Genomic DNA, 22,097 nt, shown 5'->3' on the forward strand with positions numbered 1-22,097 from the left:
GGATACCGGGCCACCGCGCACCGGCACACGATGACAGCCATGCACAGCATCACCCTGGGCGAAGTCACCGTCACGCGCGTGTGGGAGTACTACGGGCCCGTCGACATGACGCCCGACGTCTTCTTCCCCGACGCCCCCGGCGAGGCCTGGGCGGACCACCGCTCGTGGCTCGTGCCGCAGTTCCTCGACGGTGAGACCGGCATCGTCAACTCCGCCATCCAGACCTGGCTCCTGCGCAGCGAAGGCAAGACGATCCTCGTCGACACGGGCGTGGGCAACGACAAGGAACGCCCGTACGCCGCCGTGTGGAACCGCCTCGACACGGACTTCCTCGCCAACCTCGCGCGCGCCGGGGTCCGGCCCGAGGACGTCGACCTCGTGATCAACACGCACCTGCACATCGACCACGTCGGCTGGAACACCTACCTCCAGGACCGCTCGTGGGTGCCCACCTTCCCCAACGCCACGTACCTCATCCCCAAACCGGACTTCGACTTCTGGAACCCCGAGAACGAGCACCCGACCGTGCTCGGCCGCGGCAACCAGAACGTCTTCGAGGACAGCGTCGCCCCCGTGCACCAGGCGGGGCAGACGCTGTTGTGGGACGGCAGCCACCGCATCGACGGCAACCTCCGCCTCGACCTCGCGCCCGGCCACACGCCCGGCTCCTCGGTGCTCACGCTCGAGTCCGGCACCGACCGCGCCCTCTTCGTCGGGGACCTGATGCACAACCCGGTGCAGATCGTCCATCCCGACACCAACAGCTGCTTCTGCGAGGACCCGGGCCAGGCCCGCGCGACGCGGCGCAAACTGCTGGGCTGGGCCGCCGACAACAACGCGCTGGTCTTCCCCGCCCACTTCGGCGGGGGCGGCGGCGCCGAGGTCACCCGCGACGGGGAACGCTTCGCCATCAAGGGCTGGGCACCGCTGTCGCCGGCCGAAGGAGGTGAAAACCGGTGAACGAGCCCGTTGTGCGGTCCGCGCAAGGCTCGGTCCGTGGCGTGGCCGAGGAAAACGCCGTCGTCTTCCGCGGAATCCCTTACGCCGCAACGCCTGTCGGTGCCGCCCGCTTCGCCCCGCCGCAACCCCACGCCGCGTGGGAGGGCGTGCGGGACGCGACCGCGTTCGGCCCGACCGCGCCCCAGGGCGAACGCAACCTCGGCGATCTCGACATGTCGCCCTACTTCGGCCCCGGCTGGATCCCCGGCGCGGGCTACCTCACGGTGAACGTGTGGACCCCCGACCCCGGCGCGGGTGACCTGCCGGTGATGGTCTTCGTGCACGGCGGGGGGTTCGTCGCCGGATCGGCCCGGTCCCGGATCTACGACGGCACGGCCTTCGCCCGCGACGGCGTGGTGCTCGTGACGCTCAACTACCGCCTGGGCATCCCCGGGTTCCTCGACCTGCCGGGCGCACCGGCCAACCGCGGTCTGCTGGACGTCGTGCAGGCCCTGCGCTGGGTGCGGGAGAACATCGCGCGGTTCGGCGGAAATCCCGACCGCGTCACGGTTTTCGGTCAGTCCGCCGGGGCGACGATCGTGGGCGCCCTGCTCGCGACGCCGGAGGCACACGGGTTGTTCGCGCGCGCCATCGTGCAGAGCGGCAGCGGCCTCGGCGCCTTCTCCCCGGAACAGGCCGCCCGCGTCACACGGGCCGCCGCCGAGGTGCTGGGTGTCGAGCCGCGTGCCGAAGCGTTCGCCGACATCCCCGACGAACGCCTGGTGGCGGCCGCGTCCCGGCTGGGCGGGATCGACCTGCACACCGCGACCGCCCGCGACCCGCTCGTCGGCCTGAGCCCGTTCAGCCTGGTGCTGGACGAGCAGCCCGCATGGGCGGACCGCGCCGACGTCGATCTGCTGATCGGCACCACGACGGAGGAGGGCAACCTCTACCTGGCACCTTCGGGCGCGTACGCCCGGTCCACCGCCGACAACGTGACCGCCGCCGCGGAGCGCTCCCACCCCGATCCGGCGGCGCTCGTCGAGGCCTACCGGAAGGCTCGCCCGGAGGCCTCGGACGGGGAACTGCGCTCGGCGATCCTGGGCGACGCCTTGTTCGGCGCGGGCACGTGGGCGCTGACGGAGGCACACGCCGAACGCCATCCCGCCACCTACGCCTACGCGTTCGCCTGGCGTTCCGGGGCGCTGGACGGGCAGCTGGGCGCGACGCACACGGTGGACCTGCCGTTCGTCTTCGACGTCACCGGCCTGCCCGCGTTGCACGGGCCGAAGGCGATACTCGGGCCCGAACTGCCCCCGTCGGACCTCGCGCGCCGCGTGCACGCCGCGTGGGTCGAGTTCGCGAAGACCGGTTCGCCTGGCTGGGACCGCTACGACACCACCCGCCGGGCGACCATGGTCATCGACACCGAGTGGCACCAGGTCGACGACCCCCGCGCCGGGGAACGCCGGATGTGGAGGTGAGGCGGGGCATGGGCAGGAGCACCATCCGCACCGGGGACGCGCCGCAGCTCCCGGCGCCGCTGTCCCAGGCCGTGCGCAAGGGACCGGTCCTCCAGGTGTCGGGCCAGCTGCCGATCGACCCCGGCACCGGTACGGTCGCCGGCACCACCGTCGCGGAGCAGACGGCGCAGGTCGTCCGCAACCTGGAGGCGGTGCTCGCGGCGGCCGGGGCGAGCATGGCGGACGTCGTCATGCTGCGGGTCTACCTCACCGATCCGGCGCACGTCGGCGAGCTGAACGAGGCCTACGCGAAGCTCGTGGGGGAGCCCTACCCGGCGCGCACCACGGTGTGCACACCGCTGCCGCGGGGGATGCTCGTCGAGATCGACGCGCTGGCCGTGCTCGGGGACTGACACCGCTTATGGTGGTCCAGGTGTCAGCAACACCGGTGCTCGCCGGGCGCGACGACGAGCTGCGCCGCCTGACCGGGGCGGTGCGGTCCGCGCCCGGTGGCGAGCGCGTGCTCGTCGTCAGCGGGGAACCGGGCTCGGGCAAGAGCGCGCTGCTGGAGGCCGCGGCCGTCGTCGCGGGGGAGCTCGGGCAGCGGGTCCTCCAGGCGGCCGGCAGCGAATCCGAGGCGGGGCTGGCCTTCGCCGGCCTGCACCAGCTGCTGCGGCCGGTGCTCGCCGCGGCGGACGCGCTGCTGCCGGGGCAGCGGGCGGCACTGCTGGGCGCGGTCGGGCTGGGCACCCCGCCCGGCAGGCCCGATCCGTGGGAGGTCGGGCTCGCGGTGCTGACCTTGTTGTCGGACCTGGGAGATCAGGCGCCGTTGTGCGTCGTCGTGGACGACGCGCAGTGGCTCGACCGGGCGTCGCTGGACGTGCTGTCCTTCGTCGCCCGGCGGCTGGAGGGGGAGCCGGTCACGCTGCTGGTCGCGGCTCGCGACGGGGAGCCGCTGCCTGGTCTGGACCAGTTCGCGCCGCGAATCGTGCTGGAGCCGCTCGACGCCGGTGCGGCGACGCGGGTGCTGGCGGCGCAGCCCGTCACGCTCACCGCGTGGGCCCGCCAGCAGGTGCTGGACCAGGCCGCGGGCAACCCGCTGGCCCTCCGCGAGCTGGCACGGGCCGCCGCCGCGGATCCAGCCGTACTGGACCCGGCGCCCGGCCCGTTCCCCGTCGGCGACCGGCTGGAAGGCCTCTTCGGCGCGCACCTCGACGCGCTCCCCGAGGCCACGCGGCAGGCGCTGCTCCTGCTGGCGGCCGCCGACGCCGCGGACCCGGCCCGGTACGTCTCGGCGGTGCTGCCCGCCACCGACGAGGTCTGGCTCCCCGCGCGGCGGGCCGCGCTGGTCCGCCCGGCGGGGGACCGGCTGGTGTTCCGCCACCCCCTCATCCGGTCGGCGGTGTACCACCGGGCCTCCTTCGCCGACCGGCGTGCGGCGCATCTGCGGCTGGCCGCGGCGCTGACCGACGAGCCCGACCGCCGGGCTTGGCACCTGGCCGCCGTGGCCGTGCCGCCGGATCCCGCGGCCGCCGCGGAACTGGAGCGCACCGCGGACCGCGCCCGCCGCCGTGGCGGGCACGCGGCGGCGGCCGCCGCGCTGGAACGCGCCGCGTCGCTGGCCGCGAGCCGGGCGGACGCCGCGCGGCTCCTCCTCGCCGCCGCCGGGGCCGCGGCCTTCACCGGCGACCTCGGCTGGGTCGAGCGGTTGGCCGACTCCGCGCGTTCCCTCAGCGACGACCCGGCGGTCGAGCGCGCCGCCACGCTCCTCGCCGGCCAGCTGACGTCACTCACCGCCGAACACGACGTGGCCTTCTCGACGCTGGCCCTCATCGCCCGCGCCACATTGGAACGCGACCCCGAGGCGGCGCTCGCCGCGTTGTCCTGGGCTGCCGTCGTCTGCTTCTACTCGGGATCCTCGCCGATGCGGTCGGAACTCCGGGCACTGCTGGCCGGTCTGCCGAGCGGGACGGACGACGTGGCGGCGGCCTGGACGGCGGTCGTGTCCGAACCGTTCACCGGTCGCGCCGATGCGGTGGCCGGGCTGCCGTCCCTCGTCGAGGCGGTGCGGGACCGGCCCGACCGCCTCGTGATGGTGGCGATCGTGGCGTGGCTGCTCGACGAACCGGTCCTCGCGGCGCGCACCTTCGACGACGCGTTCGCGCTGTGGCGCACCACCGGGCCGCTGCCCAACGGGCTGGGCTGCGCGGCCGCGCTGGCCTACCTGGAACGGGGCCGCTGGTCGCAGGCCCACGTGGTGTGCGACGACGTGACCGCCGTGGGGCAGGCGACCGGGCTGGTGCACGCCGTCGCCTGCGCGGATGCCGTGCGCGCCATGGTTTCCGCGTCGCAGGGCGACACCGCGCGAGCGCGCGAGCTGGCCGAAGGGGCGTTGACGGCGGTCGATCCCGAGGCGAGCCGCTCCGTGGCGGCCTACGCGCGGCGCGCGCTCGGCGCGGCGGCGGCCGTGGAGGGCGACCACGAGACGGCGTACCAGCAGTACCGGTCGCTGTTCGAGGCGGACGGCACGCCGACGCACTACCACGCCTGCTACGCGGCCGTCCCCGAACTCGCGGCGGCCGCGGCCCGCACCGGGCACGGCCGCGAGGCCGAGCTGATCGTCGAACAGTCCGAAAAGGACCTCGGGAACGAGGTTTCCCCACGCCTGGCAGCGTTGTTCCAGCGAGCGCGGGCACTGCTCGCCGAGCCCGAGCACGCCGAAGGGCACTTCAAGGCCGCGCTCGCGGACGCGGCGCTGGCGCCGTGGCCGTTCGAACGGGCGCAGACGCTCCTCGAATACGCCGAGTGGATGCGGCGACGGCGGCGCATCGCCGAAGCCCGGCCGCTGCTCACCGCCGCGCTGGAGGTGTTCCGGCGGCTCGGCGCCCGGCCGTGGATCGAGCGGGCGCAGGGCGAGCTGAGGGCGTCCGGCATGGACGTCGTCGAAGCCGTGCCGGACGCCATCGCGCGCCTGAGCCCGCAACAGCAGCAGATCGTCCAGCTCGCCGCGAGGGGCCTGACGAACAGGGAGATCGGGGACCGGCTGTTCCTGTCCCCGCGCACCGTCGGCTCGCACCTGTACCGGACGTTCCCGAAACTCGGCGTGACGACGCGCGCCCAGCTGCGCGACCTGCTGGGGTGAGCCGTCAGTCGTGCACGACCACGCCGCGGACGAGCTGGTCGGAGAGCAGGTCGTCGTACCCCTTCTGGACCTCGTCGAGGGTGTAGGTGCGCGTGACGAGTTCGTCGAGCTTCAGCCTGCCCGCGCGGTAGAGGTCGAGCAGCCGCAGCACGTCCCAGTTGCCGCTGGTGCCGCCGAACACCGCGCCGCGCACCTGTTTCTGGAAGAACGTCAGCTCGGACAGGCTGATCGGCAGGCCGACCGTGTCCAGCGGGCCGACGGAGGTCACCACGCAGATGCCGCCCTTGCCGAGCGTCGCGAACGCCTGCGCGACGTGCTCGGGCCGCAGCACGCCGACGGTCACCACGACGGAGTCGGCACCCTGGCCGTTGGTGTGCTGCCGGGCCAGCTCGGTGGCTTCCTCCATCGTCGCGACGGCGTGCGTGGCGCCGAACCGCAGCGCCGCTTCGCGTTTGAAGGGCGCGGGGTCCACGCCGATGATGTGGGCGGCCCCCGCGTGGGCGGCGCCCTGCACGGCGTTGACGCCGACGCCGCCGGTGCCCATGACGACGACGGTGTGGCCGGGCCGGACCTCCGCGAGGTTGACGGCCGAGCCCCAGCCGGTGCTGACCCCGCAGCCGACGAGGCAGGCCTTGTCGAGCGGGATGTCCTCGGGGATCTTCACGACGCAGTCGACCGACACGAGCGTGGTGGCGGCGAACGTGGAGATCCCGCACATCTGCGCGACGGGCCTGCCGTCGGTGGTGTGCAGGCGGTAGCTGCCGGGGTCGGTCCACCGCGCGCCGCTGAGGGCGCCCGGGGTGAGGTCGCAGAGGTTCTGGTGCCCGCTGGCGCACTGGCGGCAGTGCCCGCAGGAGGGGACGGCGGTGAGCACGACGTGGTCGCCTTCCTTGAGGCCCTTGGCGTTCGGGCCGCCGACCCTGGTCACGACGCCGGCTCCTTCGTGCCCCATCGCGATGGGGAGAAGGCTCTGGTACGAGTCGCCCTTCGCGTGGTGGTCGTCGGAATGGCACAGGCCGGACGCGACGACCTTGACCTCGACCTCGTCGGCCCGCGGTTCGTCGACTTCGAGGTCGATCACCTCGAGCCTGCCGGGTACCTCGGCGAGGACGGCTCCACGTGTGCGCATGGTTCTCCCTAATGTCCGTGGAAGGTGGGGGTGCGGCCCGCCCGGAAGGCGGCGAGTGCTTCGGCGGCGTCGTCGGTGGTGGCGATCATGGCGAAGTGCGACGAGATCAGGTCGAGTGCCGTGGGCAGGTCGTGCCGGGCGCCCTGCCGGACGGCGCGTTTGATGACCTGGACCGCCAGTGGCGGCCGCGCGGCGAGCTGCCGGGCGAACTCGTGCGCTGTCCTCAATGGATCGTCGGCGACCTCGTCGACGATGCCGAGTTCCAGCGCCTGCCCGGCGGGCACGGTCTCTCCGGTCCACAGTAGACGGAGCGCGCGCGAGGTGCCGACGAGGCGTGGCAGCAGCCAGCAGCCGCCGTCGCCCGGCACCGCCCCGACGCGGATGTAGCCCTCGCTGAACGTCGCGGTGGGGGAGGCGATGCGGTAGTCGCACAGCAGGGCCATGTCCATCCCGGCGCCGACCGCGCTCCCCGGCACGGCCGCGATGACGGGCTTGTCGACGTTCTCCAGCGTCAGGGCGACCGGGTGGATGTGCCGCGTGAGCGCCTGCTTGATCCACACCGGGTCGGCGGCGTGGTCGGCGAACACGCCCAGGTCGATGCCGGAGCAGAACGCGTCACCGGCACCGGTGATCACGATCGCCCGGATTTCGTTGTCCGACTGGGCATCCGTCAGCGCGCGGACCCAGTCGCCGAGCATCGCGAGGGTGAGGGCGTTCCGGCGGTCCGGGCGGTTGAGGGTGATCGTCGCGACCGGTCCCGCCTTGTCGTAGTCCAGTTCAGCCATCGTTGCGGACCTCCGCGAGGACGGTTTCGGTGTCCGCGCCGAGCAGCGGTGCCCAGTCGCGTCCGGGCCGACTAGCGGTCGGCCCCGTCGTGCGGGGGAGGCGCAGCGGGCCTTCGGTGGGGTGGTCGACCGCGGTGAAGAAACCCGTCGCGACGAGCTGGGGGTCTTCGGGCAGGTCGGTCAGCCGGTTGACGGGGCCGATCGGGATCTTGTGCGGCTTGAGCAGGTCGATCCACTCCTGGCTGGTGCGTTCGGGGAACGTCTCCGCGACCAGCCGGTACAGCTCGTCGATGTGCTGCGTGCGCTCGCGGATCGTGCGGTACCGCGGGTCTTCGGCCAGTCCGGGCTCGCCGATGAGGTCGAAGAACACCCGCCAGTGCCGGTCGGTGTAGATGAGGACGGAGACGGCGCCGTCCTTGGTGGCGTAGGGACGGCGGTGCGCCGACGCGGTCCGCCCGTAGCCCGGCGGCCCGAGCGGCGGGTCGAAGACCTGCGCGCCCTGCTGCTCGACGAGGTTGAAGGCGGTCATCGTCTCGAACATCGGGATCTCCAGCGCGACGCCGCGGCCGGTCAGGTCCCGCTGCCGCAGCGCGGCGAGCAGGGCGGCGGTGCCGTGGAGCCCGACGACCTTGTCCGCCAGCGCGCTGCGCACGTACGCCGGGTCCGAGCCGGCGCCCTGCAGGTCGGCCAGGCCGCTGCGGGCCTGGATGATGTCGTCGTAGGCGGGCTCGTCGGCCGCCGGGCCGCCCCGGCCGAAACCGCGGAACGCCACCGCCACGCAACGCGGGTTGCGGCGCACGACGCTGTCGGCGTCCAACCCCAGTTCGCGGGCGGCGTCCGGCCGGAGCGTGTGCACGACGACGTCGGCCCAGGCGATCAGCCCGGACAGCGCCTCGGCCCCCGCTGCGGTTTTGAGGTCCAGCACGACGCTGCGCTTGCCGCGGTTGGCGTTGAGGAAGAACGGGCCCATCCCGGTGCCGCGGACGTCCCCGATGTAGCGCGCGGGATCCCCGCCGGGTGGCTCGACCTTGACGACTTCGGCGCCCCACTGGGCCAGCAGCATCGTGCAGTACGGGCCCATCAGGGTGGTGCTGAGGTCGACGACCCGCACGCCGTCCAGTGCGCTCGTCATTCGGCGGGCACCGGTCGTGCGTCCCGGCGCCGCCGCCGCAGCAGTGCGCCGCCCGAGTGCAGGATCACGGAGGCGATGACCGCGGTGACCGGGAAGGACACGGGGTCGAAGTCGGTCACGTCCTCGCCGGGCAGGACGGCGCGGAGCCCGACGACGGCCGCGGCGGCGACCAGCCCGCCGGCGGCGCCGCGCAGGGCGGCCGGCCCCAGCCGGAGGTGCTCGTACCCGCCGACGACGGCGCCGAGGATCCCGATCCCCTGCCACGTCCACCACGCCGGCAACCACCAGACGAGCGTGAAGGCGGCGATGACGCCGAACAGCAGCGGTGCGCCGACCACGGTGAGGACCTTGCGGAGCGGGGAAAACTCGGCGAACAGGGGTGGGGCGGGCCGGGGTGACCGCAGTCGCTGTCCGGGCATGGCTCTCGACCTCCTCGACGTCGAGGGCCGGGCTCGGCTGCGGGAACCCGATGACACGCGCTCCCTGGGACGAGCGCCTCCTCGCGTCTTCCGGGGAGGAGTAAAACAGACGGATCAAGCCTATGTCAATCAGCATAGAGCCGAGGCGCGTGGCATGGCGGTGTCCGCCCTTCGGGCAGGGTTTCCGTGTGAGGGCTGGAAAGCGCGCTAGGCGTGTCTGGCAACTCGCCGAGGCAGACGCGCCCTAGGCGTGCTCGGTGGAGAGCCCGGTGAGGAGTACGCGCAGGGCGTCTTCGAGGGTGCCGCGGTTCTCGATCCGCGTCAGGTCCGTGGCGAGGTCCGCGACGTGGTCGAAGCCGCGTTCCGTGGCCGTGCGGTGCATCGCCTCGCGGGCCGACGCCTGGTCGGCGTCGTCGAGGCCGGCGCGGGCGCGGGCGAACACGATGTGCCCGACGGTCGTGGAGAACACCTGCCAGAACGCCCTCGCCGCCCGCGGTCCCGTGATCCCGCCGTGGTCGAGCGCGGAGAGCACGCGTTCCGCCAGTCGGGCCAGGCCCGCCGACCCCGGGGGCAGCCGCCGGGTGGCGAGCATCTGCACGGCGCCGGGCTGTTCCTCGACCAGGTCGCGCCACGCGCACATCGTGCGGACGATCTGCTCACGCCAGTCCGTCGTGGCGGTGTACGGGATCTCCATCCGGTCGAGCAGGTGCAGCAGCATCGCGTCCACCAGCTCGTCCTTGGCCGTGACGAACTTGTAGACCGACATCGGCGCGATGCCGAGCGCGGTCGCGACCCGCCGGATCGACAGCGCCTCCAGTCCCTGCTCCGCGGTGAGTTCGAGCGCGGCCCTGACGACGTCGTCCTGCGAGATCAGGGTCACCGCGGGGGGTGTGCGGCGTTCGGGGCTGGTGCGGGGGCGGGGCATGTGCTTAGCTTACCGCTCATATACAGCGTACGAGATGCGGATACGGTGTAAACGAGGTGAGCCCGTGAGTTCCGAACCCCCCACATCGACGGTGCGGTCCGCGACGCGCAAGGCGGCGCTGCGGATCGTGCCGCTGGTCGCGGTGATGTACGTGATCAGCTACGTCGACCGCGTGAACGTCGGCTTCGCCGCGCAGACCATGAACCCGGACCTCGGCCTGTCCACGGCGGCCTACGGGCTCGGCGCGGGCCTGTTCTTCATCGGCTACGTGCTGTTCGAGGTGCCGAGCAACGTGGTACTGCACCGGGTCGGCGCCCGCCGGTGGCTCGCCCGGATCATGGTGAGCTGGGGCGTCGTGTCGGGAGCCATGGCCTTCGTCGGCGACGAAACGCAGTTCTACGTGGTGCGCGTGCTGCTCGGGCTGGCGGAGGCGGGCTTCGTGCCCGGCGTGGTCTACCTGCTGACCACCTGGTTCCCCGCGCCGGTGCGGGCCAGGATGATCGCCCGGTTCATCGTCGCCATCCCGTTCGCGGTGGTGCTCGGCGCCCCGGTGTCGGCGCTGCTGATCAGCCACGGCGACGGGTTCCTCGGCCTCGCCGGCTGGCGCACGATGTTCCTCGTCGAGGCGCTGCCCGCGGTCGTGGTCGGCGTGGTGGCCTACTTCGCACTGCCGAGCACGCCGGAACGCGCGTCCTGGCTGACCGCCGGGGAGCGCGAAGCGCTGGTCGCGGCGCTGCGAGCCGAGGAAGGCGGCGTGGGGGAGCACGGCCGGTCGACCGTGCTGGCCGCCCTGCGGGACTGGCGGATCTACGTGGTCTCGCTGATCGGGTTCGCGTCCAACATCGGCGGCTACGCGTTGTCGTTCTTCCTGCCGCAGGTCATCGCGGAGCTGTCCCGGCGGTTCGGGAACCAGGTGACGCTGGGCAGGACGGCACTGCTCACCGCGATCCCGTACGCCGTCGCCGCGGTCGCCCTGCTGCTGGTCGCCCGCAGCTCGGACCGCAGGCAGGAACGGCACTTCCACGCCGCCGTCCCGCTGGTCGCGGGGGCGGTCGCGGTGGCCGGGGCGCTGTACCTGCCCTCGACGGCTCTCGTGCTGGTCGCGATTTCGGTTGCCGCCGCCGGGAGTTACAGCGTGCTGCCGGTGTTCTGGCAGCTGCCGCCCCGGTTCCTGACCGGCGCGGCGGTCGCGGCGGGCATGGGGGTGGCGGGCGGCCTGGCCAACGTCGCCGGGTTCCTCGCGCCCTACGTCACCGGCGCGCTGCACGACGCCACCGGTAGCTACCGCACGGGGATGTTCGTCGTCGCCGCCGTGATGCTCGCCGGTGCCGTGGCCGCACTCGCGCTGCGCAAGCGCCCGGAGTTCCGGAACCAGCCCGTGGCCAAAACCGTGGTGAAGACAGGAGAAGAGCGTGCCTGAGGTGGTGGGTCAGTACGTCGACCAGATCATGACCGCCGAACTGCGGCCGGTCGGCAACATGCCCCGCGGGGTCGCACACCGGTTGTACGAAGCGGTGCGGGGACGGGCGAAGGGACCGTTGAGCACGGCGATGGCCACGGCGATCCACGACCGCGTCGGCGAGGGCGACCGGGTGCTCGTCGTCTGTGGTGCGGGCGGGGCGCCCAGCCTGCCACGCGGGGAGATCGACGGCCTGCCCGGCGCGATCGCGCTGGCGAGGGTGCTGACGCTGGGGCTGGGCGCGGAGGTGCACCTGGCCGCGGAACCCCGCTTCGTCCGCCCGCTGGAGGAGATCGCGCGGGCGGGTCAGCTCAACGTCCACTCGGACGCCTTCGGGCACGGCCCCGCCGAGGTGACCATCCACGTCTCGCCCGAGGACGACGCCGAAGGGGCCCGCTTCAGCACCGCGGTCCTCGACGAGCTCCGCCCGGCGCTGGTGCTGGCGATCGAGAAGCTCGCGCCCAACCACGCCGGGGTGATCCACGGGGCGACCGGAAACCCTTGGCACGACGTGCATTTCAACCCCGCGCCGCTGTTCGCGGCCGCGACCGCGCGCGGCGTCCTGACCTGTGGCATCGGCGACGCGGGCAACGAGGCCGGGTTCGGTGCGGTGCCCGAGGTCGCGGTGATCCAGCCGGCGGGCGCCCGGTGCCGCTGCGCGTGCGGGGGCGGGATGGCCGCCGCGGTCGCCGCCGACCACGTGCTCACCGCGGCGATCTCCGACTGGGGCGGCTACGCGGTCACGGCACTGCTGGCGTACCTGCTGCGGCGGCCCGACCTGGCCGCCGACGCCGACTACGTCGAGGAGCTCCTGCGTGCCGCCGTGCGCTCGGGCGTGGTCTGCGGCTGGCACGCCCGCCCCGTCCTCAGTGACGACGGCGTTCCCCTCGACGCGCAACGCGCCGCCGTGACCCTCATGCGCACCGCGGTCACGCAAGCGCTTTCCCACTCCGTTTCCCCGTCCCACTGAGGGAGCCACCATGACCACCTACGCCGACGTGCCCCGCATCCGCCGACTGGTCTGCGCGAGCGGGTTCGACGCGATCGTCTCGACCTGGCCGGAGAACACCGCGTACCTGTCCGGCTTCTACCACCCGGACCTGTGGCTGACGTGGGAGCGGCTGCACATCGTCGTGTGGCCGGCCGACGGGGAGCCCGTCTACGTGGTTCCCGCGGCACGCGCCGACAACTGGACGGGCGCGGGCTCGGACACGTGGGCGCCGGAGGGGACCGTCCCGCACATCACCGACATCCGCGGCTACACCGGCGAGGGCGACGACATGGTCGACGTCACCGCCGGGGTGCTGCGGGAGCTCGGCGCGCGGTACGTCGGCATCGAGGCGAGGGCCACCCCGTTCAAGATCAGCGAGGGGTTGCGCAGCCGGGTAACCGGGCTCCGGCTGGCCGACGCCTGGCCGCTGCTCAACGAGCTGCGCAAGGTCAAGACCCCGGCCGAGCTCGACGTCCTGACCCGGGTCAACCAGCTCACCGCACGGCACCTCGAAGCGGGGTTGCGCGGCATCCGGCCAGGAGACACCGAACTCGCGGTCGCGACCGGGATCACCGCGGCGCTCCTGGCCGACGGTGCGCAGGAACTGTCGCACTCCATCCTCGGCGGTGGCTGCCGCGGCGGGCAGTGGCACCCGTGGCCCGGCCCGGCCACGTTCGCCGAAGGCATGCTGGTGCGCGCCGACTGGGGCGTGCGCATCGACGGGTACACCTCGGACATCGCCCGCACCGCCGTCGTCGGGAAGGCGACCCGCGAACAACGCACGCGGTTCGACCGGATCAGCGCGGTGCACGCGGAGATCGTCGAGGCCGCGCGCCCCGGCGTCGTCGCCCGCGAACTCGTCGACACCGCGAGGAAGGGGTACGAGCGGCTGGGAGAGGAGTTCCGCTGGAGCATCGTGGGGCACGGGATCGGCCTCGTGCTGCACGAGGAACCCCAGCTCACCGTCGAGTACGAGGATCCGCTGTCCGAAGGGATGACCTTGGAGATCGAGCTGGGCTGGGTGGATCCGGTGCAGGGCTTGCACATCGAGGACTTCGTCCACATCGGACCGGACAGCACGGTCAACCTCACCAACCCCGGCGGCAGGCACGAACTGATCGAGGTGACCGCGTGAACCCCGACCTGCGCTCCGCACACCGGAAGGCGGTCCGCCGCCTGCTCCCGATCCTCGTGCTGCTGCTGTTCGTCAACTACCTCGACCGCGTCAACGTCGGTTTCGCGGCGCCCACGATGAACCCCGCGCTCGGGATGACGACCACCGGCTACGGCCTCGGCGTGGCGCTCTTCTTCGTCGGGTACGTCCTGCTGGAGGTGCCGAGCAACTACGTGCTCCAGCGCGTCGGCGCTCGCCGCTGGCTCGCCAGGATCGCCTTGAGCTGGGGTGTCGTGGCCGCACTGCACGCGGCCGTCAGCGGCACCGGCACGTTCGTCGGCGCGCGGATCCTGCTGGGCATCGCCGAAGCGGGCCTGCTGCCGGGCATCCTCTGGTACATCTCGCGCTGGTTCACCGGACGGCAGCGGGCGTTCGTGCTCGGCGCCTACTACGTCGCGGTGCCGCTCTCGACCGCGCTCGGCGGGCCGCTGTCCAACTGGCTGATCCACCACGGTCAGCAGACCTTCGGCGTCGAGGGCTGGCGGTTCATGTTCGCGGTCGAGGGCGCCGCCGCCGTCGTGCTCGGGTTCGTCGTGCTGTTCCTGCTCACCGACACCCCGGCCGAGGCCCGCTGGCTCACCCCGGCCGAGCAGCGTGCGCTGACCGAGGCCAACCTCGCGGGGCGGGCGCCCGGTGAGGGGAAGCACTCCTTCGCCTCCGCCCTCCGCAGCGCCACGACGATCCGGTTCGCGGTCGTGTTCCTGCTCCTGACCTTCCCGATGTTCGCGATCACGTTCTTCGTCCCGCTCGTCGCGACCGGGCTGGTGCCGGACCGCGGTAGCGCGGCCGTGGACGTGGTCACGTTCATCCCGTTCGCACTCGGCGCGGTCGCCTCGGTGACGTGGAGCCGCATCGCGCGACGGGAACCCCGCGCCCGCCACCTCGTGCTGCCCGTGCTGCTCGCCGCGGCCGGGGTCGCGCTGTGCGCGTTCGCGGGCTCCTCCTTCCCGCTGCTGGTGGTCGGGGTCGCCTGCGCCGCCACCGGCATCTACGGCGCGATCCCGGTGTTCTGGAACACGGCCAGTGCCGGGCTCGACGGCGCCGCCGCCGCGGGCGGGCTGGCATTGATCAACACCGTCGGCAGCGTCGGCGGGTTCGCCGCGGGCTACGTGACCGGGTGGTTGCGCGGGCTCAGCGGCGGTTACCAGCTGCCGTTCGGCATCATGGCGCTGTCGTTGGTCCTTTGTGGACTGCTGGCGGCCACGACCGGGCGGGTGCCGCTCAGGCCAGTTCGGCCGACACCACACCAGGCAGTGCGCGGAGGTCCGTGAGCAGCGCTTCGACCTCGTCGGCCGGCAGCAGGACCGTGCAGACCAGGCCGCTTTCCCTGACGCCGTCCCGGATGTCGACGGACAGCTCGTGCACGGTGCGGCTCCGGCGGGCGAGCAGGCCCGCCAGCTCCGGGACGGCGCCGACGCCGCCCGTGAAGTAGGCGGCGATGCGGCGCCGCACCGGCAGCGTCGATCGGGAGGTGCGGTCGGCGAGGAAAGCGGGGCTGGTCATGGCGGATCTCCACGGATGAGGAAGTGGCTGGGATCCGGGCCAGGTCCCGAAAGAGGAGCCGCGTCGTCAGCGGTCGCGAAACCGCGCGCCGGCGACCTGGCTCAGCCGGCGCGCCGGGCTACTACGAGTCGCTGGGACGTCAGCCGGCACCGCACGGCGAGAGGCTAACACGCGCCCTGCGCGTTCGTACAGCTGATCACGTGCGCGCCCAGCCCGGTCGCGCCCGGCGCCACGTCCGGCCGCAGCACGAACTTCTCGTCGTAGTCGCCGCTGTTCTGCTTCCGGTACGGAACCGGCTCGGCGTCCGGGATCGCGAGCAGGCGCTCGCGCAGCTCCTTCGCCGCGTTCTCGGCGTCCTCGGGCGTAAACCGGTCGGCACTGGGGAACAGCGCCGGCGGGACCACCGCGGCGCCAGCGTAGAACAGGGTGCCGTGCTGCAGCGGGAACAGCAGCTCGTCCACGGAGCCGTGGATGCCACGCGGGCCGTAGATCCACGCCGGCCCGCCCAGCGTCACCACGGCCATCGCGCGCTTGCCCGCGAGGAACCCGTCGCCGTACCCGATCCACTCACTGTTCGGGCCCCGGAGGCCGTAGGCGTAGCCCTGGTGCCAGACCCGGTCGAACCAGCCCTTGAGGATGGCGGGCATGCCGAACCACCACAGCGGGAACTGGACGACGAGGGTGTCCGCGCGGTCGATCTTCTCCTGCTCGCGCCGGATGTCCGCGCTCACCGTGTCGTCGGCGTGCGCGCGCTTGGCGGCGGAGGCGACCCGGAACCGCTCCGCCGGGTCGTGGCCGTAGGCCGCCGTGTCGACGACGGGGTTCCAGCCCATCGCGTAGAGGTCCGACACCTCGACCTCGTGCCCTTCGGCCCGCAGCGCGCGCTGCCCCTCCGCGGCGAGGAAACCGTTCAGGGAGCGGGGTTCGGGGTGGGCGAGGATCCACAAAACGTTCATGACACCGATCCTCGGCCGCCCGGACCACGGCGACGACTGGCCTGATGGACAACATGTGCGAAGATCGGGCCATGACCGTTTTCGCCGGTGACGGCCGTCACCGGGTGGCCGTCCTCGTCCGCGACGGGGTGCTGCCCTTCGAGCTGAGCCTCGTCCACCGGTTGTTCGGGCAGGCCCGCGGCGCGGACGGCGTGCCGCTCTACGAGATCGTCACCTGCACACCCGTGCCCGGTGACGTGCGCACGGACGCCGATTTCACCATCGCCGTGCCCGCGGGGCCCGACGCGCTGGCCGAGGCCGACACCGTCGTCGTCCCGGGCGCGGACACCGACTACGAACCCCGCGACGACCTGCTCGGACCCGAGCTGGCCGCGGCGCTGGCGCGCATCCGGCCCGGCACCCGGATCGCCTCGATCTGCACGGGGGCGTTCGTGCTGGCGGCGGCCGGGCTGCTCGACGGACGCCGGGCGGCCACGCACTGGCGCTCGTCCCCGCGGGTGCGGGAGCGCTTCCCGCACGTCACCTTCGACCTCGGCGTGCTCTACACCGACGAGGGCGGGATCCTCACCTCGGCCGGGGCGGCGGCGGGCATCGACCTGTGCGTGCACATGATCCGCCGTGACCACGGCGCCGCGGTCGCCAACGAGGTGGCCCGCGGCACCGTCGTCCCGCCGCACCGCGAGGGCGGGCAGGCGCAGTACCTGAACCGGCCGGTGCCCGAGCCCCGCACGTCCTCGACCAGCCGGGCGCGCGAGTGGGCGCTGAAGAACCTGCACCGGCCCGTCACGCTGCGGGAGCTGGCGGCGCGCGAAGCGACGAGCACGCGGACCTTCACCCGGCGGTTCCGCGACGAACTCGGCACCTCGCCGGGGCGGTGGCTCGTCCAGCAGCGGGTGGAGCGGGCGTGTGCCCTGCTGGAGAGCACCGACCTGCCCGTCGACGAGATCGCGGTCGCCACCGGGTTCGGCACCGCGGGATCGCTGCGGTTGCACCTGAAGGCCGAGCTGGGGGTGTCGCCCACCGCCTACCGCGCCACGTTCCGCGGCCGGTGAGGCCCGGGGTCCCCGCGACGATGCGAACGCGAGTGGCCACATCGCCCCGCACCCGCTGCTGAACGATCAAGGATCGGAGGCGAGAAGAGCAAAAGAGTGCCTCGCCGGCGGGCAGGCTCCAGGACCTGCCGCGCCACGTTCCGCGGTCGGTGACGGGTCAGGCCGCGCTGACCGGGAGCCGGTACAAGGCGGCCTGGAACCGTTCGGCGGCCAGCTCCATCTCCGGCCGCATCTCGTCGCACGCGGCGACCAGCAGCACCGGGTGGCCGGGGCGGACCAGCGCCGCGAACGCCGCGACGTCCTCGGGGCTGTCGGAGAACGTGCGCCTGCCGGTGGTCCGCCCGGCGAGCGCCACGGCGAGTGCGTCGATCACTCGCGAAAGGACGGTGCTGCGGTCGCTCGCGGGGCAGTGCGGTTCGACCCGCAGCTGACCGGTCGCGGTGCACGCCAGCACGGCCACCTCGCGCAGGCCGGGCAGCCGGTGGGCGGTGGCGAGCACGTCCGCGGCGCGGCGCGCGTCGTGGAAGGAGAACAGCAGGACGTTCTGGTTCTGTGGGCACATCACGGTTCCCGCTCGAGGTCGGAGGGTGGGTTTCCTTGGTGTCCAGTCTCTTCACCAGGACCGCGGGCACCAGGGTGCCGCCACCAGAGCTAGCGTGGGGTCAACCCCACGGCGGCCTGTGGGGCGCCCGTCAGGTGCCCCGTCCAGCGGGCGAGCGCGGTCTGCCAGCCACGGCGGTCGGCGGCGCGGCCCGCCCAGGCCACATAGCCGTCGGGGCGCACGAGCACGGCAGGTCCGTCGTCCGTGCGTTCGGCCTGCCGCACGCCTTTCACGGCGGGGGCACCGCGTTCCCTGACGAGGACGAACCCGGGCACGCGCTGCAGCCGGGCGAGCCGTTCCCCGGCGAGCGGGATGGCGGCGGCGTTGGTGCCGACCGGATCGCGGCCCCCGTACCGCAGGGTGGTGCCGGCGAAACCGCCCGCGACCGCGTCGCGGAGGCGCGGGATCCTCAGCAGGAGAGGGGAGATCAGGTCGCGCACCGCGCGGGCGGGGCGGGGGTGGAGCGTGACCGCGCGTGCCATCAGTCCTGATTGGAGCAGCACCCGGCGGCCGATGGGGTGGCGCTCGTCGTGGTAGGTGCCGAGCACGTCGCCGGGCGCCCCGCCCAGCACGGCGTCGAGTTTCCACGCCAGGTTCGCCGCGTCCTGGATCCCGGTGTTCATGCCCTGGCCGCCCATGGGGGAGTGCACGTGCGCGGCGTCGCCCGCGAGGAAGACCCGGCCGTGCCGGTAGCGGGTGACCTGCCGCTCGTCGCAGTGGAACCGGGACAGCCAGCCGATTTCCCGCACGCCGTGGTCGGTGCCCGTCGCCCGGCGGAGGATGCCGGTCACCTCGGACCGGTCGGCCGGTTCGCTGTCCGGGACCTGGTGCCCGCGGTCCCACACCATCGCGCGGTACCACGCACCGTCCGCCTCGTGCCGGCCGTAGGGCGCGAGGAAGGCGAACACGTCCCGGGTGCTGCCCAGCGTCAGCCCACCGGACGTGGGCCCGTGGGCCAGTTTGACGTCGGCCAGCACGACCGACGACAGGATCGTCTTGCCGGGAAAGGGAATGCCGAGCAGTTCGCGCACCGTGCTGTGCGCACCGTCGGCGGCGACGACGTACTTCGCCCGCCACCGCGTGCGGTGGTGGTCGTCGCCCTTGGGGCGTGCGGTGACCGTCACGCCGTCGGCGTCCTGTTCGATGCCGACGACCTTCACTCCGCGACGGATGTCGGCACCCGCCGCGGTGGCGTAACGGGCAAGCGCACTGTCCACAGTGGTCTGCGGGATCACCAGTGCGAACGGGTGGCGGGTGCGCAGGTGGCTCAGGTCGAGCCGGGCACCGGAGAAGATCGAGACCTCCGAAGTCCGGTTCCCGGACCGCAGCAGCTCCTCGGCGAGGCCGCGGGCATCGAGGACTTCGAGCGTTCGGGCCATCGTGGCGAACGCCCGGCTGGCGGGGTTCGGTGAGGGCCACCGTTCCAGCACGGTGACCGCGCGGCCGGACCGGGCGAGGTCGCCCGCGGCGGTCAGCCCGGTGGGGCCCGCGCCGACGACCAGGACGTCGGTGGTGTGCACAGCGGTTCCTCCTCTCACTGGACCGGTGTGGCGTCGTCCGGGTCCGGGTACCAGCGCTGGATGTCCCGCGGCGTATCGACGGCGTCGCGGTTGAAGACGAAGCGGCAACCGGGGTTGGCGGTGTGCGCGGCGTTGACGATGGCTTCGAACAGCAGCGTGTTGTTCGCGACCAGCCGCACGCCCGCCCCGATGAGCACGGCGTCGTAACGCTTGGCGGACAACCACTTCCGCGCCTTGCGCACGCCCTCGTCGCCGAAGTCGACCAGGCAGTTGTCGACGTCGTACCCGGCGGCACGCAGGCCGGCGAACCGGGCGAAGTCGGGCGAGCTGTAGTCGATCACGCCGGGGTCGAGCCCGATCTGGATCACGGTGACGGTCATGGCGGCTCCTTCGGGACTCAAGCGAAGCCATTCAACGCTTGTTGAATCCGACGGTAGCCCTGGCTGTCGAGACATGTCAACAAGCGTTGAATAGGATGGGTCGCATGGGTGCGAGAGCGCGGGGACCGGAGGGCAGCCGGGAGGCCATCCTGGCGGCCGCGAGGCTGCAGTTCGGCAGGAACGGGTTCGACCGGACGACGATCCGCTCGGTCGCGGCGGCGGCCGGCGTCGATCCCGCGCTGGTCATGCACTACTTCCGCTCGAAGGACGGCCTGTTCGCGGCGGCGTCCGAGCTGGAGATCACCCTGCCCGACCTGACCGGCGTGCCGCCCGAGCGGTTCGCCGACGTGCTGCTGCCCGTGTTCACGGAGTCGTGGGGCCCGGACGGCCCGTTCCTGCCGCTCCTGCGGGCGGCGGCGTCGAACCCGGCCGCGGCGGAGGCCCTGCTCGGGGTCTTCACGGACCAGGTCGCGCCCGCGCTCGCCGCGGTCACCCCCGACCACCCCGCCGAACGCGCCGCGCTCGTGGGGGCCCAGCTGCTCGGGGTGGCCGTCGCCCGCCACGTCCTGGGCAGCCCGCCGCTGGCGGCCATGGACGACGCGGCGCTCGTCCGCTGGCTGCGGCCGGTGCTCGCGCAGCACCTCACCGGTCCCGCGCCCGGCTGATCCCGCCGGGTGGGCCGGTGACTTGATTACACTCTTGCTGGTGAGCCTTCGACAGTTCGAGTACGCGCTGGCCGTGGCCGAGGAGGGTTCGGTGACGGCGGCGGCGGAGGTGCTGCACGTCGCGCAGCCGTCGGTGTCCCAGCAGATCCGTGGCCTGGAGCGTGAACTGGGGGTGCGGCTGTTCGCCCGCACACCGACCGGGCTGGTGCCCACCGTCGCCGGCCGCGCCTTCCTGCGCGAGGCGGAGGTGGCGGTGCGGGCCGCGCGGCGGGCGCGGGCGACGGCCAGGGCCGGCACCGGCGACGTGGCGGGCGAGCTGGCGGTCGCGGTGCAGATGGGCTTCGGCACGCGCCAGCTCCCGCGGGCGCTCGGCGCGCTGCGCCGCCGGTTCCCGCGGCTGGAGATCACCCTGTTCGAGGAGCCGAACGGCGCCGAGCTGGAACGGCTGGGGCGCAAGGGGATCCTGGACCTGCTGCTGGTCGCGGAGTGCGAGCAGACCCCCGAGGACGCGCACCTCCTCGGCGCCGAGGAGTTCGTCGTGGCGCTGGGGGCGGGGCACCGGCTGCTCGCCGCCGACCGGGTCGAGCTGGCCGAGCTGGCGGGGGAGCCGTGGGTGCGGTTCGACCGCGACAGCGCGCTCGACGCGGTGCTGAAGAAGGTGCTGCGGGACAACGGGCTCGCCGCGGACACGGCCGCCAGGGTGTCCCAGACCGCGACGGCCGTGCGGTGGGCGGCCGACGGGCTGGGGGTCACGCTCGTCCCGGCGTCCGCGGTGCCCGCCGGGTACGAGCACCTCGTGCGCCCGCTGCGCCCCGTCGTGTCCCAGCCCGTGGTCGCCGTGGTCCGGCCCGAGCCGGGCCCCGCGGAGACCGCCCTGCTGGAACTCCTGCGGCAGCAGAACTGGGACCACCCCGGGTTCCTGTCCGTCGCCTCCTGACCGCGGGCGCGCTTGACCGCCCGGCCCGCTTGCGTGACACTTCACGCATGTCGGAGGTCGAGTCGCTGATGAAGGCGAACCTGCACGAGGTGTTCGGCGAGCGCGACCCGCGGCGGCGGGCCGCCGCCGTCGAGCGCACCTACGCGGAGGGTGTCGTCTTCGCCGACCCCGAGGAGGTCGTGGTCGGGCGCGAAGCGATCCACGCCAAGGCCCAGCGGCTGCTCGACGAGGCGCCCGGGTTCGTGTTCTCCGAAGCCGGGCCGGTCCACGTCAACCACGATCTCGGTGTCCTGGCCTGGAACTTCGGGCCGGAGGGGCAGCCGCCCGCCGTGCGGGGCATGGACATCTGCCTGGTGGAGAACGGGCTCATCACGAAGGTCTACACGATCCTCACGTGAACCCCGCGCGTCACGGGTGGTCGACGGGGCGGGGCAGGGTGCCGTGGGTGATGAGGCTGTCGTAGATCTTCTCGAACCACTCCGCGAATTCGCCCGTGCTGCGGTCGTCGAGCGCGTCGAGGAACATCGTCCGCACGAGGGCGACGTGGCTCGGTGAGGCGGCGGCGAGGGTTTCCCGCCCCGCAGCCGTCAACGCGACGACGGTGACCCGCTTGTCCTCGGCACTCGAACTGGTATGGACCAATCCGCGCGCGGCCATGCGGCGGACGTGGTGGCTGACCCGGCTGCGTTCCCAGCCGATGCGCACCGCCAGGTCGGAGACGGACAGCGTGGCGTCCTCGTCGCTGGTCAGTGCGACGAGGACGTCGAAGTCGGCGAGCGAAAGCCCGTGGTCGGCCCGCAACTGCCGGTTCATCTCGTAGCGCAGCCGCAGGTGCACCTTCATGTAGGCGAACCAGGCGCGTCGCTCGTCCTCCGACAGCAGTGCGAACGGCGATTCCGGAGCGATCTCGGCCACGGCCACAGCC

23 protein-coding genes are annotated in these 22,097 nt (G+C 73.1%); 12 read left to right on the forward strand and 11 right to left on the reverse strand.

The window, feature by feature from the left end:
- The first annotated feature begins 39 nt into the window (after nt 1–39).
- The 4 genes from BMZ92_RS11765 to BMZ92_RS11780 are packed head-to-tail and all read left to right on the forward strand — an operon-like array spanning nt 40 to nt 5,544.
- Nucleotides 40–960, forward strand: a complete 921-nt coding sequence (locus BMZ92_RS11765) for an MBL fold metallo-hydrolase (RefSeq protein ID WP_091506074.1) — start codon at nt 40–42, stop codon at nt 958–960.
- Nucleotides 957–2,423: a carboxylesterase/lipase family protein gene (locus BMZ92_RS11770; RefSeq protein ID WP_091506076.1), complete on the forward strand. Its 1,467-nt coding sequence runs from the start codon at nt 957–959 to the stop codon at nt 2,421–2,423. The genes BMZ92_RS11765 and BMZ92_RS11770 overlap by 4 nt, the downstream gene beginning before the upstream one ends.
- A gap of 8 nt (nt 2,424–2,431) precedes the next feature.
- Complete coding sequence (locus tag BMZ92_RS11775; protein ID WP_091506078.1) at nt 2,432–2,815, forward strand: RidA family protein; 384 nt, start codon at nt 2,432–2,434, stop codon at nt 2,813–2,815.
- 20 nt (nt 2,816–2,835) lie between these two features.
- On the forward strand, nt 2,836–5,544 hold the full coding sequence (locus tag BMZ92_RS11780; RefSeq protein WP_245783013.1) for a LuxR family transcriptional regulator: 2,709 nt from the start codon (nt 2,836–2,838) through the stop codon (nt 5,542–5,544).
- A 4-nt stretch (nt 5,545–5,548) separates the two neighbouring features.
- Here BMZ92_RS11780 and BMZ92_RS11785 read toward each other — a convergent pair whose 3' ends face one another.
- The 5 genes from BMZ92_RS11785 to BMZ92_RS11805 all read right to left on the reverse strand — a co-directional run bounded on the left by BMZ92_RS11785 (nt 5,549) and on the right by BMZ92_RS11805 (nt 9,934).
- The gene (locus tag BMZ92_RS11785; RefSeq protein ID WP_091506081.1) at nt 5,549–6,673 is read right to left on the reverse strand and encodes an NDMA-dependent alcohol dehydrogenase; all 1,125 of its coding nucleotides are present in this window, start codon (nt 6,671–6,673) and stop codon (nt 5,549–5,551) included.
- A gap of 8 nt (nt 6,674–6,681) precedes the next feature.
- On the reverse strand, nt 6,682–7,458 hold the full coding sequence (locus tag BMZ92_RS11790) for an enoyl-CoA hydratase/isomerase family protein (protein ID WP_091506083.1): 777 nt from the start codon (nt 7,456–7,458) through the stop codon (nt 6,682–6,684).
- Complete coding sequence (locus BMZ92_RS11795; protein ID WP_091506085.1) at nt 7,451–8,590, reverse strand: CaiB/BaiF CoA transferase family protein; 1,140 nt, start codon at nt 8,588–8,590, stop codon at nt 7,451–7,453. The genes BMZ92_RS11790 and BMZ92_RS11795 overlap by 8 nt, the downstream gene beginning before the upstream one ends.
- Nucleotides 8,587–9,009 (reverse strand): hypothetical protein, encoded by a 423-nt coding sequence (locus BMZ92_RS11800; RefSeq protein WP_091506087.1) that lies wholly within the window; start codon nt 9,007–9,009, stop codon nt 8,587–8,589. Before BMZ92_RS11800 ends, BMZ92_RS11795 begins: the two co-directional genes overlap by 4 nt.
- A gap of 244 nt (nt 9,010–9,253) precedes the next feature.
- Nucleotides 9,254–9,934 (reverse strand): TetR/AcrR family transcriptional regulator, encoded by a 681-nt coding sequence (locus BMZ92_RS11805; protein WP_091506088.1) that lies wholly within the window; start codon nt 9,932–9,934, stop codon nt 9,254–9,256.
- Between the two features lie 64 nt (nt 9,935–9,998).
- Here BMZ92_RS11805 and BMZ92_RS11810 point away from each other — a divergent pair, with 64 nt between their 5' ends.
- From BMZ92_RS11810 to BMZ92_RS11825, 4 genes are read left to right on the forward strand one after another with little or no spacing between them, the layout of a single operon-like run.
- A complete protein-coding gene (locus BMZ92_RS11810; RefSeq protein ID WP_091506090.1) occupies nt 9,999–11,354 on the forward strand; it encodes an MFS transporter in 1,356 nt (451 codons plus the stop codon).
- Nucleotides 11,347–12,363, forward strand: a complete 1,017-nt coding sequence (locus tag BMZ92_RS11815) for a glutamate cyclase domain-containing protein (protein WP_143249850.1) — start codon at nt 11,347–11,349, stop codon at nt 12,361–12,363. The genes BMZ92_RS11810 and BMZ92_RS11815 overlap by 8 nt, the downstream gene beginning before the upstream one ends.
- Nucleotides 12,364–12,373: 10 nt before the next feature.
- On the forward strand, nt 12,374–13,519 hold the full coding sequence (locus BMZ92_RS11820) for a M24 family metallopeptidase (protein WP_091506093.1): 1,146 nt from the start codon (nt 12,374–12,376) through the stop codon (nt 13,517–13,519).
- Nucleotides 13,516–14,829, forward strand: a complete 1,314-nt coding sequence (locus BMZ92_RS11825; protein WP_177228650.1) for an MFS transporter — start codon at nt 13,516–13,518, stop codon at nt 14,827–14,829. The genes BMZ92_RS11820 and BMZ92_RS11825 overlap by 4 nt, the downstream gene beginning before the upstream one ends.
- Here BMZ92_RS11825 and BMZ92_RS11830 read toward each other — a convergent pair.
- A complete protein-coding gene (locus BMZ92_RS11830) occupies nt 14,780–15,061 on the reverse strand; it encodes a hypothetical protein (protein WP_091506095.1) in 282 nt (93 codons plus the stop codon). The genes BMZ92_RS11825 and BMZ92_RS11830 overlap by 50 nt on opposite strands.
- 164 nt (nt 15,062–15,225) lie before the next feature.
- Nucleotides 15,226–16,017 (reverse strand): NAD(P)H-dependent oxidoreductase, encoded by a 792-nt coding sequence (locus tag BMZ92_RS11835; protein ID WP_091506096.1) that lies wholly within the window; start codon nt 16,015–16,017, stop codon nt 15,226–15,228.
- Nucleotides 16,018–16,088: 71 nt separating this feature from the next.
- On the opposite strand from BMZ92_RS11835, the gene BMZ92_RS11840 reads away from it, so the two are divergent.
- Nucleotides 16,089–17,069 carry a GlxA family transcriptional regulator gene (locus BMZ92_RS11840; protein ID WP_425425801.1) on the forward strand — a complete coding sequence of 327 codons (981 nt, stop codon included), beginning with the start codon at nt 16,089–16,091 and terminating at the stop codon, nt 17,067–17,069.
- A 157-nt stretch (nt 17,070–17,226) separates the two neighbouring features.
- On the opposite strand, the gene BMZ92_RS11845 is transcribed toward BMZ92_RS11840, so the two are convergent.
- From BMZ92_RS11845 to BMZ92_RS11855, 3 genes are all read right to left on the reverse strand, one after another.
- On the reverse strand, nt 17,227–17,631 hold the full coding sequence (locus tag BMZ92_RS11845) for a hypothetical protein (RefSeq protein ID WP_091506099.1): 405 nt from the start codon (nt 17,629–17,631) through the stop codon (nt 17,227–17,229).
- 89 nt (nt 17,632–17,720) lie between these two features.
- Entirely contained in the window at nt 17,721–19,190 is a 1,470-nt protein-coding gene (locus BMZ92_RS11850) for an FAD-dependent oxidoreductase (RefSeq protein ID WP_091506101.1), read from the reverse strand.
- A 14-nt stretch (nt 19,191–19,204) separates the two neighbouring features.
- Nucleotides 19,205–19,570 carry a hypothetical protein gene (locus BMZ92_RS11855; RefSeq protein WP_091506102.1) on the reverse strand — a complete coding sequence of 122 codons (366 nt, stop codon included), beginning with the start codon at nt 19,568–19,570 and terminating at the stop codon, nt 19,205–19,207.
- Nucleotides 19,571–19,674: 104 nt separating this feature from the next.
- On the opposite strand from BMZ92_RS11855, the gene BMZ92_RS11860 reads away from it, so the two are divergent.
- The 3 genes from BMZ92_RS11860 to BMZ92_RS11870 are packed head-to-tail and all read left to right on the forward strand — an operon-like array spanning nt 19,675 to nt 21,570.
- Nucleotides 19,675–20,235 carry a TetR/AcrR family transcriptional regulator gene (locus BMZ92_RS11860; protein ID WP_091506104.1) on the forward strand — a complete coding sequence of 187 codons (561 nt, stop codon included), beginning with the start codon at nt 19,675–19,677 and terminating at the stop codon, nt 20,233–20,235.
- Between the two features lie 40 nt (nt 20,236–20,275).
- Complete coding sequence (locus BMZ92_RS11865; RefSeq protein ID WP_091506246.1) at nt 20,276–21,172, forward strand: LysR family transcriptional regulator; 897 nt, start codon at nt 20,276–20,278, stop codon at nt 21,170–21,172.
- 47 nt (nt 21,173–21,219) lie between these two features.
- Nucleotides 21,220–21,570: a nuclear transport factor 2 family protein gene (locus tag BMZ92_RS11870; protein ID WP_091506105.1), complete on the forward strand. Its 351-nt coding sequence runs from the start codon at nt 21,220–21,222 to the stop codon at nt 21,568–21,570.
- Nucleotides 21,571–21,580: 10 nt separating this feature from the next.
- Here the strand turns inward: BMZ92_RS11870 and BMZ92_RS11875 are convergent, their stop codons facing one another.
- Entirely contained in the window at nt 21,581–22,087 is a 507-nt protein-coding gene (locus tag BMZ92_RS11875) for a MarR family winged helix-turn-helix transcriptional regulator (protein WP_245783014.1), read from the reverse strand.
- Between the last annotated feature and the right edge of the window lie 10 nt (nt 22,088–22,097).

Source organism: Amycolatopsis sacchari (assembly GCF_900114035.1).
GTDB classification, from domain to species: domain Bacteria; phylum Actinomycetota; class Actinomycetes; order Mycobacteriales; family Pseudonocardiaceae; genus Amycolatopsis_E; species Amycolatopsis_E sacchari.